This window comes from Anaerophaga thermohalophila str. Valhall, assembly GCF_000250735.1.
Lineage (GTDB): Bacteria > Bacteroidota > Bacteroidia > Bacteroidales > Marinilabiliaceae > Anaerophaga > Anaerophaga thermohalophila_A.
Genome location: NZ_AHZV01000234.1, coordinates 1 through 16,146, shown reverse-complemented (window position 1 = coordinate 16,146; position 16,146 = coordinate 1). Strand labels below are relative to the sequence as shown.

The following is a 16,146-nucleotide window of genomic DNA, read 5'->3' as shown; positions in this document are numbered from 1 at the left end:
ATTTGGAAATTTTTAGTAAAACATGTTGCAAACGTATGCCCGAATGTTAACTATTCCTAAATTTTTACCCCATAAAAAACTCATCGTTATACATTTTTTAACTCATAAAAAACTCACACAAATTTTATTTATTAATTGAATATCAACTTTTTAAATTTAACACTTACTATTCACTTGTTTTGTGAGTAAAACTCACTTTTATTTTTTCAAAAGTGATTTACCAAATAATATTTGTTAACATTTAAATCGGCAGAGAGCAGGGAGCATGGGACAGTAGACAATTCAGGTTAAGATTGAGGATTAGGTTGAGAATTCACCACAGAGAATCAGGCAGAAGTTTGAAAGGCAGAAGGCAGAAGTGATAAATTTTTGAATGACAGGAAGACCTCTTTTGTCATTCTGAAGAGGTACGACGAAGAGTCTTTTTCAATGATCAATGATCAATGATCAATTACCAATTACCAATTAACCAATCAACCAATTATTGCAAAGATGAGGCATGGTCACAGACCGAGCGAACAAAACCAGCAACCAGCAACCAGCAACCAGCAACCAGCAACCAGTAACCAGTAACCAGTAACCAGTAACCAGCAACCAGTAACCAGCAACCAGTAACCAGCAACCAGCAACCAGCAACCAGCAACCAGAATGACATTCTTCACTCCCCTCCGAACGAAAGAAAGGTCATTGCTTCAATAGCATTAGCGAAAAAATAAGTTTACGTTAATTTTTTCAACGAAATATTACACTTGATTTAACCATACAGAATTGCTACTTTACATTAAAAAAGAATATGGCTCTAAGATTAATGCAGGTTGTTATTCCGACGCCAAGAAAAAATGAACTTTACAGTTTGATCAGAGGAGAATCGCTGATTGAAAGCTGGGATCAGATAATAGATGAAAAGCGATATAAGTTATCAATGTTATTACCGGTTGAAGAGAGCGAACAGCTAATTTCCAGACTTGAGCGACATTTCTCGGATACCGGAACATTCAGAATTGTTCTTTACCCTGTCGAAGCAACCATCCCACGGCCAGATGAACCGGAACCGGAAGAAGCCCCCGGCTCAACAACGGCTAATGCAGAAAAGGCAAAACAGGGCCGGATCAGCAGAGAAGAGCTGTATCACGACCTGGTAGATTCTACCAGACTTACATGGGTATTTGTTGTTTTGATGCTCGCGTCAACAATTGTAGCCGCAACCGGGATACTTCGTAACAGCGAAGCCATCATAATAGGCTCCATGGTAATTGCACCACTTCTGGGACCCAATGTAGCTTTATCGCTGGCCACTACCCTGGCCGATTTTCGATTGGCACAAAACGCTTTGCGCGTAACAGTCACCGGAATTGGTATCTCTCTGGTATTTTCAGTAATTCTGGGCATGATCATTGAGATAGACCCCGACATTCAGCAAATTGCCTCCAGAACCCAACCCAACCCTGGAGATATAGTTCTTTCTCTGGCCTCGGGCATTGCAGGAGCGCTGGCTTTTACTACAGGCGTTGCTTCTGCTTTGGTAGGTGTAATGGTTGCAGTAGCGCTATTGCCTCCCCTCGTAGTATTTGGAATGCTAACCGGAGCCGGACTTTGGGAGCCTGCAACAGGAGCTCTACTGCTTCTCTTTATCAATATTATTTGTATTAATCTGGCGGGAGTTATAACATTTGTTGTACAGGGTATTAAGCCTGCACACTGGCATGAAGAGGGAAAAGCCAGAAACGCTTCAAAAATTGCCATAACAATATGGGCTGTTTTGCTGCTGGTTCTTACCTTCTTTTTATATTACAGTCACATAAATTTCGACTTTTTGTAAATTATGAGTGCGGTATAAAAAGCATATTTTTGTCAAAATCAAGGCGTTTTAGATTTTTGTACCGGAGTTAACTCATTGTTAATGAGGATGCAAAATTTTAAAACAACAAAGAGTTTGGCAACAAAGATGCTTTTTAGACCGGGCTCATATTTTTATTTACTATTAAAAATTCAAAGAAATGGAAAACGTTAAGAACTGGTTTAGCAATCCTGAACTGATTATGGCATTTGTCATTAAATATGGCGGACAGCTTTTGCTTGCCATCATAACCCTTATTATTGGTCTGTGGATAATAGGCCTGCTAATAAAAGGAATGAAAAAACTGTTTAGTGCCAGAGAGGTTGATCCCGGTCTTCAATCATTCCTTTTAAGTGTCAGTGGCATCGCACTTAAAATAATGCTGGTCATCAGTGTTATATCCATGCTGGGCGTCCAGATGACTTCTTTTATCGCCGTGTTAGGTGCTGCCGGTCTGGCCATTGGCATGGCTCTGAGTGGTTCACTTCAAAACTTTGCCGGCGGTGTTATGATTCTTATTTTCAAGCCCTTCAAAGTGGGAGATTACATCACGGCACAGGGAGAGTCAGGAACTGTCAAAGAAATTCAGATTTTTCACACCATTTTAAATACTCCTGACAAAAAGACCATTATTTTGCCCAACGGAGCGCTCTCAACCGGTTCTCTTACCAATTATTCCACTGAGCCTCAACGACGGGTCGATTTTACTTTCGGTATTGGTTACGGAGATGAAATCGATAAAGCTAAAGAGGTAATAATGGGAATTATTAACCGGGATGAACGTATACTTAAAGAACCTGAACCATTTATCGGCGTAATAAATCTTGGCAACAGCTCGGTTGACCTTGTCGTAAGGGTGTGGGCCAATGCTGCCGATTACTGGGGAATATTTTTCGATATGCAGGAGACTGTGAAAAAAGAATTTGACAAACAAGGCATATCAATTCCATTCCCCCAGCAGGATGTACATCTGTATCAGACCAGGCAGTAAAAGAATAAAAGTTTGACAGGCAGAAGGTGAAAAGATGGAAAGGTAAAATTTTGATGTAAAAAGTCATAGCTTATTTACGAAATAATTTGCATGATCCGAACGGAGGGACGTAAATCTTTAAACCAACGCCTATTCTATAAACAGTTGACCGTATCCGCGATTATATATCCTGCCTGAAGGAAACGGAGCCTGAAAGGCTCCTGTGTTAATAGTAAATGTTATCAAAATAAAATGCGACACCGAAGGTGTCGTACATCAATCATGCGAATTCTATTCGACATTAGTAAATAAATTTTATACGGATGAAAAAACAGCTAATTATATCCGCTTTATTGTTAACGGGCCTTTTTCCGGCCATTTCCCAGACTGAACCAGACACCGTTAAACACTGGAAAGCAGGTGGAAACACGGCATTTAATTTTTCACAGGTGTCGCTAACCAACTGGTCGGCAGGTGGAAAAAATTCCGTATCGGGAACTTTTCTTTTTAATGCCTTTCTGAATTACACCAAAGGGAAATCAGCCTGGGAAAATACTCTCGATGCCGGGTATGGCCTGACCAAACAAGGTTCCGAAAATGCTGTCAAAACCGAAGACCGCATCCAGGTTGTTTCCAAATATGGCTATCAGGCTTCCAAACGCTGGTATTATACTGCATTGGCCGATTTTAAGACACAGATGGACCTGGGCTACAAAGATCCCCCCGAAAATACCATTATGACCTCCAAATTCATGTCACCGGCCTATCTGCTTCTCTCCCTGGGTATGGACTACAAACCAAACGATAATTTCTCGATGTACATGTCCCCCCTGACCGCAAAGATGACCTTTGTACACGATGAAGAACTTTCGCAACAAGGAGCTTTTGGTGTTGAACCCGGCAAAAACATTCGTTCGGAATTTGGTGCATCGGTGAAAAGCATTTATAAAAAAGAGAACATCTTAGAAAATGTGGATTTCAAAACCCGGCTCGACCTTTTCTCGAACTTAACAGACCATCCCGAAAGAATTGATGTGGAATGGGAAACCAAATTCGACTTTAAAGTCAACAGTTTTCTGTCGGCAAACCTCGGCACCACACTCCTCTACGACCATGATATTAACTATGTGGACAACGATGGTGTGGAACACGGCCCTCGCATTCAGTTTAAACAATTATTCGGTTTTGGAATTAATTTCAAATTCTGATATCATGAGTCTGCTCCTAAAAGATATATTTTTGTCAAGGTCGATGCGTAGGAAATTTTGAACCGGAGTTAACTGATTGTTAATGACGATTCAAAAATTGCCTGCAACAATGAGATTGGCAAAAAGAGACTTTTCGGAGTGGACTCATATCATAAAATTTTGCCATTTTTGAATCCAGGATTGAGGGTGGTATAAAAAGACATATTTTTGTCAAAATCAAGGCGTTTTAAATTTTTGTACCGGAGTTAACTCGTTGTTAATGAGAATGCAAAAATTTAAAACAACAAAGAGTTTGGCAACAAAGATGCTTTTGAGACCCCACTCAGGATTTATAAAGCCCGGACTTTTTTATGGACAGACAAAACCCGAGAAACAGAATTTTCCCCGCTGAATGGGAATCGCAGGATGCCGTATTACTGGCCTGGCCGCATAAGGGAACCGACTGGGAACCCATGCTGCAGGAAACCCGAGATTGCTTCCGGCAAATCATTGATGCCATAACCCGGTATGAGGATATTGTTTTATTAGTTGATGATAACGACCAGGATCCATCATCTCTGTTCAGATTCCCGGAGAAGGTGCAAACTGTCAAAGTTCCGGTAAATGATACCTGGGCAAGAGATTTCGGCCCCATTTTTGTTAAGGAAAGCGGAAAATACATCGCCCTTGATTTTAAATTCAACGGCTGGGGGCTAAAATTTGCAGCCGATAAGGACAACCTTATCACACAGCGTCTTTTTGAGAATCGCATCTTTTCGCAAAATGTTGTCAGAGAGAACCGGTTGAATTTTGTGCTGGAAGGCGGCAGTATAGAGTCAGACGGGCAAGGAACGATCCTTACAACCAACCGGTGCCTGTTGTCACCCAACCGCAACGGAGGATACGCAAAAAATGAAATTGAAGACAGGCTCAAACAATTCCTTGGCGCAAGCAACATTCTCTGGATTGACAACGGATATCTGGCGGGCGACGATACCGACAGCCACATAGATACCCTTGCCCGCTTTTGCGATCCCGGGACAATTGTTTATATTAAAACAGACAATCCGGAGGATGAACATTTCGAAGCACTGAACAAAATGGAGAAGCACCTCCGAAAGTTCAAAACACCCGAAGGAAAATCTTACAACCTTATCCCATTGCCAATGGCCGACCCGGTTTATGATAACAACCAGCGTCTGCCCGCTACCTATGCCAATTTCCTCATCGTTAACAATGCTGTTCTGGTTCCATTTTACAACAGTCATAAAGACATGGAGGCAAAAAAGATATTTGAAAAAATTTTTCCCGATCGTGAAATAATCGGAATTGATTGTCTTCCGTTAATAAAACAGAACGGATCATTGCACTGCGTAACCATGCAATTGCCACAGGGGAGTTTAGGAGAATTGGTGAGTAGGTCATTAGGTCATTAGGTTATTAGGTTAATAGGTTGATTGATCATTGTAAAGATTCTGGTTGCTGGTTGCTGGTTGCTGGTTGCTGGTTCGCTCGGTTCTGCCGCTTGCTTTGCAAGAATTGGTAGTTGTTCATTGAATAATCTGTGATGAATTCTTAGTCTCTCAACCTTAACCTTAGCCTCAACCTGTTTTGTTGCTGGTTGCTGGTTTTGTTCAATTAATCAATTACTCATTCGGTCATTGATAATTGATAATTGATAATTGGTAATTGGTAATTGATAATTGATAATTGGAACAGGTGAATAGAAAAAATATCATTCATGCTTAGAACAGGAATCATACAACAAAGTAATACAGGCAATATTCAGGACAACATAGAACGTCTGGAAAAGAGCATCCGGCAGCTTGCAAAAAAGGGTGCTCAGATAGTTGTGTTGCAGGAGTTACACAACAGCCTCTATTTTTGCCAGACTGAAGAGACCGGTTTGTTTGATTTGGCTGAGCCTGTTCCCGGCCCTTCAACCGAACGTTTCGGACAGCTGGCCAATGAATTGAATATAGTCATTGTCACTTCTCTTTTCGAAAAACGAGCACCCGGTCTTTTTCATAACACAGCCGTTGTACTGGAAAAAGACGGAAGCATAGCCGGCAAATACAGAAAAATGCACATTCCTGATGACCCGGCCTATTACGAAAAGTTTTATTTTACTCCCGGCGACACAGGGTTCGAGCCGGTGAATACAAGTGTCGGGCGGCTGGGCGTGCTGGTCTGCTGGGACCAGTGGTATCCCGAAGCAGCCAGACTGATGGCCCTGAGAGGTGCTGAATTACTAATCTATCCCACTGCTATCGGTTGGGAATCGTCAGACAGCATTGAAGAAAAAACACGACAAAAAGATGCCTGGATAATTTCACAACGCGGGCATGCTGTTGCCAACGGACTACCCGTTGTTTCGGTAAATCGTGTAGGATATGAACCTGATCCGTCCAATGTAACCGGAGGAATACAGTTCTGGGGCAACAGTTTTGTTGCAGGGCCACAGGGAGAAATACTGATTGAAGCCCCGACAGATGCAGAAAGTAATCTCATTGTTGACATCGATTTAAATCGCCCGGAAGAAGTGCGAAGAATCTGGCCGTTCTTCCGCGACCGCCGCATCGATGCTTATCAGGGAATAACGAAACGTTTTCTGGATGAAGATTGAATGCATGCGGCATGGAGCAAAGAGCAATTAGCCCGACAGAGCCTAAATCCAAACGGTAACCTTTGCCCGGAAAGGGGAATTATTCTGTTGGTGCAATCTTTGACATGCTCGTCTCATCAGTATAAAATTTATTGGTCTGATGGAGCTCGTCCCTGCCTGCCCCTATTTAGTGCGTGTCTTTAAATTCGCAAAATTTTTCACAATATGTGTATCTGTTCAGAAAGTGCCAGTTGCAAGGCTTGCGAAGCCGCCAAAAACGCAGTTTACTTTTCGTAAATGAGTATTTTTGTGGCAAGCTTAACACAGCAAATGGTACTTTATGGACAGACACTATTTAGTGCCTTTCTATAAAGTAGGAAAAGTTTCCTACTTATCATGTGTCTGTTCAGAAAGTGTCATTTACAAGGCTTGCGAAGTCCGAAAATACGGAGTTTACTCATCGTAAATGAGTAATTTTCGGACGAGCGTAACACAGTAAATGGCACTTTATGGACAGACACTATTTAACGAGGAGTAATCAGGACTCAATTCATATTAACAAAAATAAAATTACAACTATGGCTATGAAACAAAACTTATTACAACTTATCACAAGGAGTCATCATGCTTTGACTCGTTCATTCCCGGCTTTAATAATCTGGAGTGTTCTCTTTTCTTTTATCAACTACGGGTGTAAGACAGCCGATGCCGGAACATCAGAAAAATGGGTAGGTACCTGGAGCACGGCACCACAACTTGTAGAACCGCACAACATGCCCCCCGAGCCCGGCCTGACAAATAACACGATAAGACAGATAGTTCGCGTGTCGATCGGGGGCGACAGTCTGAGGCTCAGATTCTCGAATGAGTTCAGCAACAGTCCTGTTACCATGAAAAAAGTTCAAATCGCTGTCGCAAAGGACAGCAGTGCCATCGATATCAATACCATAAAGAATTTAACATTTGATGGTGCCTCCGAAATAACCATGCAACCGGGTTCAGCCGTCAAATCTGATGCCCTTGCCTTTAACTTAAAACCCAGGATGGACCTTGCCATCACCATCTTTTTTGGACAAACTTCCCCCGATGTCACAGGACACCCGGGCTCACGGACTACCTCCTACCTCATGGAAGGAGATCACGTTTCGGATGCCGTATTTACCGGCACACAAACCGACCATTGGTATGTCATCAACGAGATAGATGTAAAAGCTCCGGAATCAGCTGCTGCAGTTGTGACACTGGGTAATTCAATAACAGACGGCCGCGGCTCCGGTACAAACAAGCAAAACAGATGGCCGGATGTTCTCTCTGAACGATTACTGGAAAACCCGAAAACTCAAAACATTGGTGTCCTGAACCAGGGAATCGGAGGAAACTGTGTATTAAGAACATGTTTAGGCCCATCGGCACTCGATCGCTTCGAACGCGATGTTCTTGATCAGGACGGCGTCAAATGGCTGATTATTCTTGAAGGCGTCAACGATATTGGTCAGACCCCTGACAGTGCTGCAGCAGCTCAAGTTGCCGATGACTTGATTGCTGCTTACAAAGAGATGATTGAAAAGGCTCATAAAAATAATATCCTGGTTTACGGCGGCACTATGACACCCATTAAAGAATCCTTCTACTATGCCGACTTTCGTGAAGACGCAAGAAAGAATGTAAACAACTGGATACGTAACAGTGGAGAGTTTGATGCGGTGATAGATTTTGATAAAGCTATGCGTAATCCTGACAACACTGATGTTATGAACGAAACTGTACATGATGGGGATTACTTACATCCCAATGAAAAAGGACATCGTGTAATGGGTGAAGCTGTTGACCTCAAATTGTTTTATTAACCTGCCTGAGCAGGACGAATGACTTTCTCCTAATTTCAAAAAACCAAACTCTTCCAGTGTTTTCTGATACCGGAAGGGTTTGGTTCTGATTAAGTTACCCCGACTCCTTTAATCTCAAAAGGCAAAAAACATGAAATGCAGAACCGGTTGTGGAGCTTGTTGTATTGCACCATCCATATCATCTCCCATTCCAGGAATGCCTCATGGTAAGCCGGCAGGAGTGCCCTGCATTCATCTCACGGATGATTACAGATGTGCCATCTTTAATTCGCCTGATCGTCCGGCTGTATGTGCCGGTTTTAAACCTGAAAAAATGGTATGCGGAAACACCCGGCATGAGGCACTGAAAATTCTGACAGAATTGGAAGAAACCACTCTATAAATAGTGAGTGTCTGTCCACAAGAGACCATTTGCTGTGTTACGTTTGCATTGCAACTGGTACTTTATGGACAAAAAACGAAACAGGTTGTTTTCAACTTATATTTTAACAACCGACCCTCCAAATGATTCTTTTACCTCAATTTTTTCCGGTTCATTTAAATATTCGACCGTTCCTCCGGTAGACGCCTTTGCATCCAGTAATTCCGAAACATTGACCGTCACAATTCCGCCGGTATTAGCACTAACATAGGCTTTTTTACACTCCAGACTTTGTCCCTGAAACTTACCTCCGGTTGAGGCTTTGACCTCCACCGTTTCGGCATATCCCTCAAGTGTAATCCGGGCAGCGGATACAGAGGCTTCCAGTGCATCCACGTCCAATTTTAGCTGGATTACCCCGTCAAGACCGGCATCCAGTTGCAATACCTTTCCCGTCAGTACATCATTGCCATCAATGTTCCCGCCGGAACCAACTGAAATAGCGCGAAGATCGGTATAAGTGAGGTAAACCTGCACGGATACGTCCTGATAGACCCGTGTTCGCATTTTAACGGTCAACTCATTCTGATCGTTTTCAATGATCACATCCGACGTGGGTGCATTCACGATATTAATTTCCGCCTGTGGTTTTTCACCTTTTATGAGTGTAACATTAATGCCCCTGGCAACTTTTAGCTTATTGAATTCTTTTAGATTCCTGATCTCTTTGTTCATGTTCTCCTGCTCTTCCTGTGCTGCAAGAGAAAAACCGAATGAAATGGCCAATAAAAAAACAAGTACTCTTTTCATGTTCAAAAATATTTAGTTTAAACTTTTACTAAAGCATTAAAATCAATTATATATTCCCCGGTTTTAATTATTTCTCCTTTTCTCCTTCCCCACCATTCAACCATATTACCCTTCTACCTTTCAACCATTCTTCCTCCGTAAGGATTCAACTCCATGCTTTGATGAGCTGATGAGCTGATGAGCTGATGAGCTGATGAGGGAATGATCAGGAACCATTTTTTCTGCTCTCTGCTCCATACCCTTTGCTCCCTGCTCTAACTTCTGCCTTCTGCCTGTCAAACTTCTGCCTGTAGATTACTTATACCTAAAAATCTAACGAGCTATATTAGAAATGTGATTGGTATCAAAAATAATACCCAAACCACATTTTAACTGAACAATTCTCTGATCTCATCGGCATTCATCCGGCTCAACGGGTTGGTTGTGTTAACGAAAGCGTCGGCCAGTTTATTTTTCTTCTCCTGCAAACGTGCAATTTTTTCTTCAATGGTTTCGGCTGAAATAAAACGATACACAAAAACATTTCGTGTCTGCCCTATACGGTGTGCCCTGTTTATGGCCTGAGCCTCAGCCTTGGGATTCCACCACGGATTGAGCATGAAAACATAATCGGCCTTGGTCAGATTGAGCCCCACACCCCCGGCTTTCAGCGATATCAGGAAAATTTTTATTTTATCATTGTTATTGAATTTTTCAATCACTTTTTGCCGGTTAGTAGTAGCACCAATCAGCTTGGCATAATCGATTTTCCGTTGATTAAGGGCTGCCTCTAACAATTCCAGGTCTTTTACAAAAGAGCTGAAAACCAATACATGATGATTTTCCGAGATAATGCTTTCAAGAGATTCCATCATCTGATCGAATTTACCGGAGCTTCCGCGATAACCGTTATAAAGCATAGCCGGATGATTGGCTAACTGCCGCAGTCGTGTCAACGCCTGAAGTGCAATAATGGACTGCTCACCATGCGAACGGTTTTGCATCGATTCCAGTATTTGATTGCGAACACCCGATTTCTCCCGTTCGTATATATCTTTTTGTTCGGGCGACATATCACAAAACACCATCTGCTCCATAATGGGCGGAAGATCTTTGGCAACCATTTCTTTGGTCCTGCGCAAAAGAAAGGGATTGATCATCTTTTGAAGATGCTCTGATTTGGCCTCATCTTCATTTTTGGAAATGGGCGTTTCGTAATATCGTTTGAAAAAGTTCAGCGATTTCAGCAACCCCTCATTCACAATATTCATCTGAGCCCAAAGATCGATCAACGAATTTTCGATGGGTGTCCCTGTCAGGGCAAGATGATGACGGGCATTGATACTACTAACCGCATGATACCCTTTTGATGAAGGATTTTTAATATTCTGACTCTCATCAAGTATCAGATATTCCCAACTTGTATTCCGGAGAATGTCCACATCGTTACGCAATATGCCGTAAGTAGTGATTACTACATGATAGTGCCGCAGTATTTTCCATAATTCTTTCGACCGTATCCTGTTTGAGCCGGTGAAAATATAAGTTTTCAATCCAGGTGCAAACCGCTTAATCTCATAGTCCCAGTTGTGCACTAAAGAGGTTGGCATCACTATCAGCGAGGGGGCAAGTCCTGACTTATTGAACCCTTCCAGATGCGATGAAAACAAAGACAACTGACCTTCGTTATTTTCAGGTTCAAGTCCTCCGTTTGGCGAATATATTTTCAATAATAAAGCGATGGCCTGTAAAGTTTTTCCCAGTCCCATGTCGTCGGCCAGAATACCGCCAAACTTGTTTTGCCGCAAAAAAAGTAACCATTGATATCCCTCAACCTGATACGGCCGAAGAGTTGCATTCAGACCCTCGGGCAGAGCAGCTGTTGAAAAATCCTTGAGTTTCGGCAACTCAGGCGTTGCAATACCTTCGGAATCATTGTCCTCTTCCTTCTGAAGTTCATCCAGCAGATGGTAATAGTTCTTTGGTAAAAGAATACTTTCATCTTCAATTTTCCCGAAATTAAACAGGTCATAAAATCTGGTAAACCACACCCGGGGAATGATAAAAATGCTTCCATCGGGCAATATAAAACGCCGGTCGCCATTCAAAATATTCCGGCGAAACCGGATAAAGGGGATCTTATGTGGTGGAATTTCTACAACGCATTTTATATCAAACCAATCTATAGAACCAATCGCTGTTTCGAAGTGCGTTACAACAGGCACGAAGCTATACTCTTCGCCATTAAACTCCAGTTGCGGTTCAATGTTATGATTATCGAGCAACTCTTTATGCTCCCGCACCCAGTCAACAAGGTTAGCGGGCCCGGGAGAAAACTGAGCCCTGTCATCTGCAGGAGACAAGTCATCGGGGTGAACAAAAGAAACCTCATCAATCAGTCGAAGGCCGTTGTCGCGAAGCAAAGAGAAGGCTCGCTTCTCGGCTTCATAATCACGGGGAAAACGTCGAAAAAGATATCTCCCGTTGTTTTTGGAAAAATCGACAAAGACATCTGTTTTCCTGTTTGGTGAGATCAGACGATTCCCATACCGGAATTTGAATCTGAGAACCGGCCTGAGTGAAAGGTCTTTCTCCAGAACCAGCTTGGTTTCCGGAGATTCGTCAACATCAATAATATCAAACCCTGATCCCTTAACATCATAACTTTCAACAATATTGACAATGAATTTTGCCATATATGTGTCGATCACTTTCTCCCCCTTCAGGTGGACATAATCTTTATCTTTAAAGGGTTTCAGCTTGCCGCTGTCAAATTTGTCGAAATAATAAAGCGTCTGTTCCCACTTCAGAACTGCGGGATCAGAGCAAATCACTTCCGTATCTTTTTGAGAAAAGGAAAAGGTGGTTTCGTCCTGCCGGAATTTTAACGAATAGGTCATCCGGTCTTCCTCTAAATCTACACGAAACACCGGCTGACATGGAGTTTCGGGAATCCTTAACCGGTCGGTTTGGTATAGATTACTGTATCCACTCTGCCGGTAATAGGCCGGAACGTTGGAGCCTGCAAGCATCCTTACCAGACTGTACATCTTCTTTTCTATGTCGGGTCGAATTCTCTCTTCAAGAATATCGGGGGGTATATTGTTTTTAAAGTCACGTAAATTGCTTTCGCGACTGAATTTCTTGAAAAGTTCCTTGTCGGAAATGGTATGCAGCAATAGCACCATTTGCTTTTCTTCGTCGGTATAATCGTCATGCCGCTCTTTAATATGGGCAGGCGTAACATGCTCCAACAATTCTATGGGGCTGTTAGGATGAAGAACAGCATGATACGGAATAGCTGTCAAACCTATATTTAAACGATGTGTAAAAACAATTATGAATGAATCCATTTTCAACAGGATGTTTCGCAATTCCCAAAATCAACAAAAATAGAAAAAGAAGTAACAGGATGATGGATTAATCAGGAATTTTCGGAGACATTAAAACACAATTGTCAGTTAAAAAAATCCTAAATGCAGACGCAATGACGCAAAGCAGAGACACACAAATTGAGCGTCTCTACTTTTCAAAACAATCAAATTAAACCAAATTTGAGAAACTTTATTATTTAGTGCGTGTCTATAAACTCGCAAAAAATTTTTACAATATATGTGTCTGTTCAGAAAGTGCCAGTTGCAAGGCTTGCGAAGCCGCCAAAAACGGAGTTTACTTTTCGTAAATGAGTATTTTGGCGGCGAGCGTAACACAGCAAATGGTACTTTATGGACAGACACTATTTATAATTATTCTAATTAAAAACAAACATTTATTTTCGTGGGGTGTTTAGATAATAAAAAAAGGAGGATATATTCATGCAACATTTGATAATAAGCGCCCACCCCAACGAAAACAGTTTCAGCAACGCCCTGGCAGAGGCACTCACCAACGAAAGCCGCCACAATGATATAGATGTGGTCGTCCGTAACCTTTATGAAGTTGACTTTAATCCGGTGCTCACAAAAAAGGACCTTTCAAAAATAAAAGATGGCACCGTCCCGGAAGATATCGCCAGAGAACAGGAAATACTCTATAATTCCGAAATTATTTCACTCATCTACCCCTTGTGGTGGGGAAGCTTTCCTGCCATACTTAAAGGTTATTTCGACAGGGTTTTGACCAATGGTTTTGCATTTAAGATTACCGCGGAGGGACCCGAAGGTTTACTTAAGGGGAAAAAAGCTTTTCTGCATACCTCCATGGGTAATTCGATCGAAGAGTATGAAAACAAAGGAATTCTGAAAGCTTTTCGTCAGATACACGGGCAGGAAGTGTTTGGTTTCTGTGGCATCGAGGTAGCCGGGCATTTGTTCTATCCCCGCATTTCCGATTCATCGACCGGGATGAAAAATAAATATATTGAAGAAGCACTGGGGTTTTACAAAACGATTTTGCCCGATGAAGAAGTGGTAAATACAGTAATGCGATAAAAATCGGGTATCCTTTGCCGGGCAGAACAGCAGAGCTGAGTGCTGATCCGCCGGAAAAACGGCAAAACGGTTACAGCTACGCTGTTTTGGCCACAAAGAAAAAACCGCACCTCTCTTTTTTCTTTATTTTTTTGCTATTTTTGAAAGCAATAAGTTCGTTAAAAAAGCCTAACCCCGGAGACGCAATGACGCAAAGTTTTAATATAGGTGAGTTGTTGTTTGTTTTTGGTTTCAAAAACAATTAATTACAATACTCCGTTAAACTCTTGCAATACACTGTAAGCCTATTGTTTGTACATAGAGAGGTTTGTTTGTTAAAATGCAGTATATCAAAATTGTAAAAATCATCTTACATCTAATATTTAAAAATCTAACGAGCTATTGTTACCAGACTTCTGTGAAAAATTAACGGAATGTTGACTTCAAAAAAATATGCAAAAAGACTTCTATACAACCATCAAACATCAGGTAGAAGGTATCTATAAAGAAAAAGGCAGCAAATTTCTGGCATTCGCGTTTCCCGTTCAGTCGGAGAACGAAATCAAGGGGTATATCGATGACTTAAAAAAGAAATATCACGATGCCCGTCATCATTGCTATGCATGGGAGCTTGGTCCGGATGGTAACAACTTCAGGATGAACGACGACGGTGAACCTTCCGGCACTGCTGGGAAACCCATTCTTGGTCAAATCCATTCATTCGGACTCACTAATATTCTGGTCGTGGTAGTTCGCTATTTTGGCGGGGTAAAACTTGGTACCGGTGGATTGATACAGGCCTACAAAGCTGCCACGGCCGATGCCCTTGAAAAGGCCGAACAAACAGAATGCACCATTGATAAATCTTTCTCCATCCGCTTTTCCTACGATCTGATGAACCCTGTAATGCGGGTTATCGACGAAGAAGGGCTTACCATTAATGCACAGGAATTTAAAGCCGAATGCAAAATGACGCTTGCAGTCAGGGAATCAAAATTCGAATCAATCATTGATCGCTTCAGGAAAAGTTACGGCATCGAGGTAATTGACAATAGTTTTGACAATAGTTAGTGTGTGTCTATAAACTCCCAAAAATTTTCACAATATGTGTGTCTGTTCAGAAAGTGCCAGTTGCAAGGCTTGCGAAACAAATGGTACTTTATGGACAGACACTGGTTAGTTAAAAAAAGCCTAAACGCAGAGACGCAATAACGCAAAGTTTTTCTTATGAGAGGTAGAGACCCCCAAATTGGGCGTCTCTACCTTACCAGATATCTGTAAAATTTTAACGGAGTTTGAATTTAGAAATTAGTAAAAACAATAATCAGACATGACAAAGTTAACTTCATTACTGGCAACCTTTATCTTTTCAGCTGTTTATACAGGAACCATGGCGCAGGCATACCTGTACGAAAGCTTTGATGTAACCCCCGATTCAGTTTTTATGGAATGGGCTGAAGGGCCTGCTGTATCGGCCAACGGCACGTTATATGCCGTGAATTATGGTCACAAAGGTACCATCGGTTATGTCAGACCAGACGGCTCACACGGATTATTTGTTGATTTACCCGAAGGCAGCACAGGTAACGGAATTCGATTATGGAACAATGAAAAGCTTCTCGTTGCCGATTATACGGGACACAACATATTGGAAATTGACATTAATTCCAAAGCAATTTCAGTACTGGCTCACAACGAACAAATGAGCCAACCCAATGATATAGCAATCAGTTCTCAAGGTACCGTATATGCCAGCGACCCCGACTGGGAGAATAATTCCGGAAGAATATGGATGACCGACCAAAAAGGTAATATGAAACTTTTAAAAGAAGGCATGGGAACTGTAAACGGCATTGAATTATCACCCGACGAAAAATTGCTTTACGTCAACGAATCAAATCAGAGAAATATTTGGGTTTTCGATGTCCTCGAAGACGGGACTCCTGACAACAAGCGACTCCTGATCAAATTTGAAGACTACGGGTTAGATGGCATGCGATGCGACGAAGAAGGAAATCTGTATGTCACCCGCATACAGAAAGGAACCGTTGCTATAGTAGCTCCCGAAGGGAAGATAATAAGAGAAATTGTGCTGAAAGGAGACCTGCCAACCAACGTTGCTTTTGGCGGAGAAGATGGAC

The 16,146-nt window shown here is 42.0% G+C and carries 14 protein-coding genes; 10 read left to right on the top strand and 4 right to left on the bottom strand.

Annotated features, from left to right (window positions below):
* Nucleotides 1-503: 503 nt before the first annotated feature.
* Entirely contained in the window at nt 504-662 is a 159-nt protein-coding gene (locus tag OQ5_RS23550) for a hypothetical protein (protein WP_176694086.1), read from the bottom strand.
* A gap of 131 nt (nt 663-793) precedes the next feature.
* Between OQ5_RS23550 and OQ5_RS0112505 the strand changes: the two genes are divergently transcribed.
* The 7 genes from OQ5_RS0112505 (at nt 794) to OQ5_RS0112475 (ending at nt 8,828) form a co-directional block, all read left to right on the top strand.
* The gene (locus tag OQ5_RS0112505; protein WP_044107845.1) at nt 794-1,819 is read left to right on the top strand and encodes a TIGR00341 family protein; all 1,026 of its coding nucleotides are present in this window, start codon (nt 794-796) and stop codon (nt 1,817-1,819) included.
* A 178-nt stretch (nt 1,820-1,997) separates the two neighbouring features.
* Entirely contained in the window at nt 1,998-2,828 is an 831-nt protein-coding gene (locus OQ5_RS0112500) for a mechanosensitive ion channel family protein (RefSeq protein WP_016777812.1), read from the top strand.
* Between the two features lie 302 nt (nt 2,829-3,130).
* Nucleotides 3,131-4,015 (top strand): DUF3078 domain-containing protein, encoded by an 885-nt coding sequence (locus OQ5_RS0112495; RefSeq protein WP_016777811.1) that lies wholly within the window; start codon nt 3,131-3,133, stop codon nt 4,013-4,015.
* A gap of 350 nt (nt 4,016-4,365) precedes the next feature.
* Nucleotides 4,366-5,430 carry an agmatine deiminase family protein gene (locus OQ5_RS0112490; RefSeq protein ID WP_016777810.1) on the top strand — a complete coding sequence of 355 codons (1,065 nt, stop codon included), beginning with the start codon at nt 4,366-4,368 and terminating at the stop codon, nt 5,428-5,430.
* Between the two features lie 305 nt (nt 5,431-5,735).
* Nucleotides 5,736-6,620 (top strand): carbon-nitrogen hydrolase, encoded by an 885-nt coding sequence (locus OQ5_RS0112485; protein ID WP_016777809.1) that lies wholly within the window; start codon nt 5,736-5,738, stop codon nt 6,618-6,620.
* 563 nt (nt 6,621-7,183) lie between these two features.
* Nucleotides 7,184-8,446, top strand: a complete 1,263-nt coding sequence (locus OQ5_RS0112480) for an SGNH/GDSL hydrolase family protein (RefSeq protein WP_255297518.1) — start codon at nt 7,184-7,186, stop codon at nt 8,444-8,446.
* Nucleotides 8,447-8,576: 130 nt separating this feature from the next.
* Nucleotides 8,577-8,828, top strand: coding sequence for a YkgJ family cysteine cluster protein (locus OQ5_RS0112475; RefSeq protein ID WP_016777807.1), 252 nt, complete (start codon nt 8,577-8,579; stop codon nt 8,826-8,828).
* A 96-nt stretch (nt 8,829-8,924) separates the two neighbouring features.
* On the opposite strand, the gene OQ5_RS0112470 is transcribed toward OQ5_RS0112475, so the two are convergent.
* From OQ5_RS0112470 to OQ5_RS0112460, 3 genes are all read right to left on the bottom strand, one after another.
* Nucleotides 8,925-9,617, bottom strand: coding sequence for a head GIN domain-containing protein (locus OQ5_RS0112470; RefSeq protein ID WP_016777806.1), 693 nt, complete (start codon nt 9,615-9,617; stop codon nt 8,925-8,927).
* A 120-nt stretch (nt 9,618-9,737) separates the two neighbouring features.
* Nucleotides 9,738-9,896 (bottom strand): hypothetical protein, encoded by a 159-nt coding sequence (locus OQ5_RS23885; RefSeq protein ID WP_218054540.1) that lies wholly within the window; start codon nt 9,894-9,896, stop codon nt 9,738-9,740.
* An 89-nt stretch (nt 9,897-9,985) separates the two neighbouring features.
* Complete coding sequence (locus tag OQ5_RS0112460) at nt 9,986-12,949, bottom strand: DEAD/DEAH box helicase (RefSeq protein ID WP_016777805.1); 2,964 nt, start codon at nt 12,947-12,949, stop codon at nt 9,986-9,988.
* A 462-nt stretch (nt 12,950-13,411) separates the two neighbouring features.
* Here OQ5_RS0112460 and OQ5_RS0112450 point away from each other — a divergent pair, with 462 nt between their 5' ends.
* The 3 genes from OQ5_RS0112450 to OQ5_RS0112435 all read left to right on the top strand — a co-directional run.
* Entirely contained in the window at nt 13,412-14,026 is a 615-nt protein-coding gene (locus OQ5_RS0112450) for an NAD(P)H-dependent oxidoreductase (RefSeq protein ID WP_016777803.1), read from the top strand.
* Between the two features lie 432 nt (nt 14,027-14,458).
* The gene (locus OQ5_RS0112440) at nt 14,459-15,076 is read left to right on the top strand and encodes an IMPACT family protein (RefSeq protein WP_016777801.1); all 618 of its coding nucleotides are present in this window, start codon (nt 14,459-14,461) and stop codon (nt 15,074-15,076) included.
* 259 nt (nt 15,077-15,335) lie between these two features.
* A partial coding sequence (locus tag OQ5_RS0112435) for an SMP-30/gluconolactonase/LRE family protein (protein WP_016777800.1) occupies nt 15,336-16,146 on the top strand: 811 nt, incomplete at its 3' end.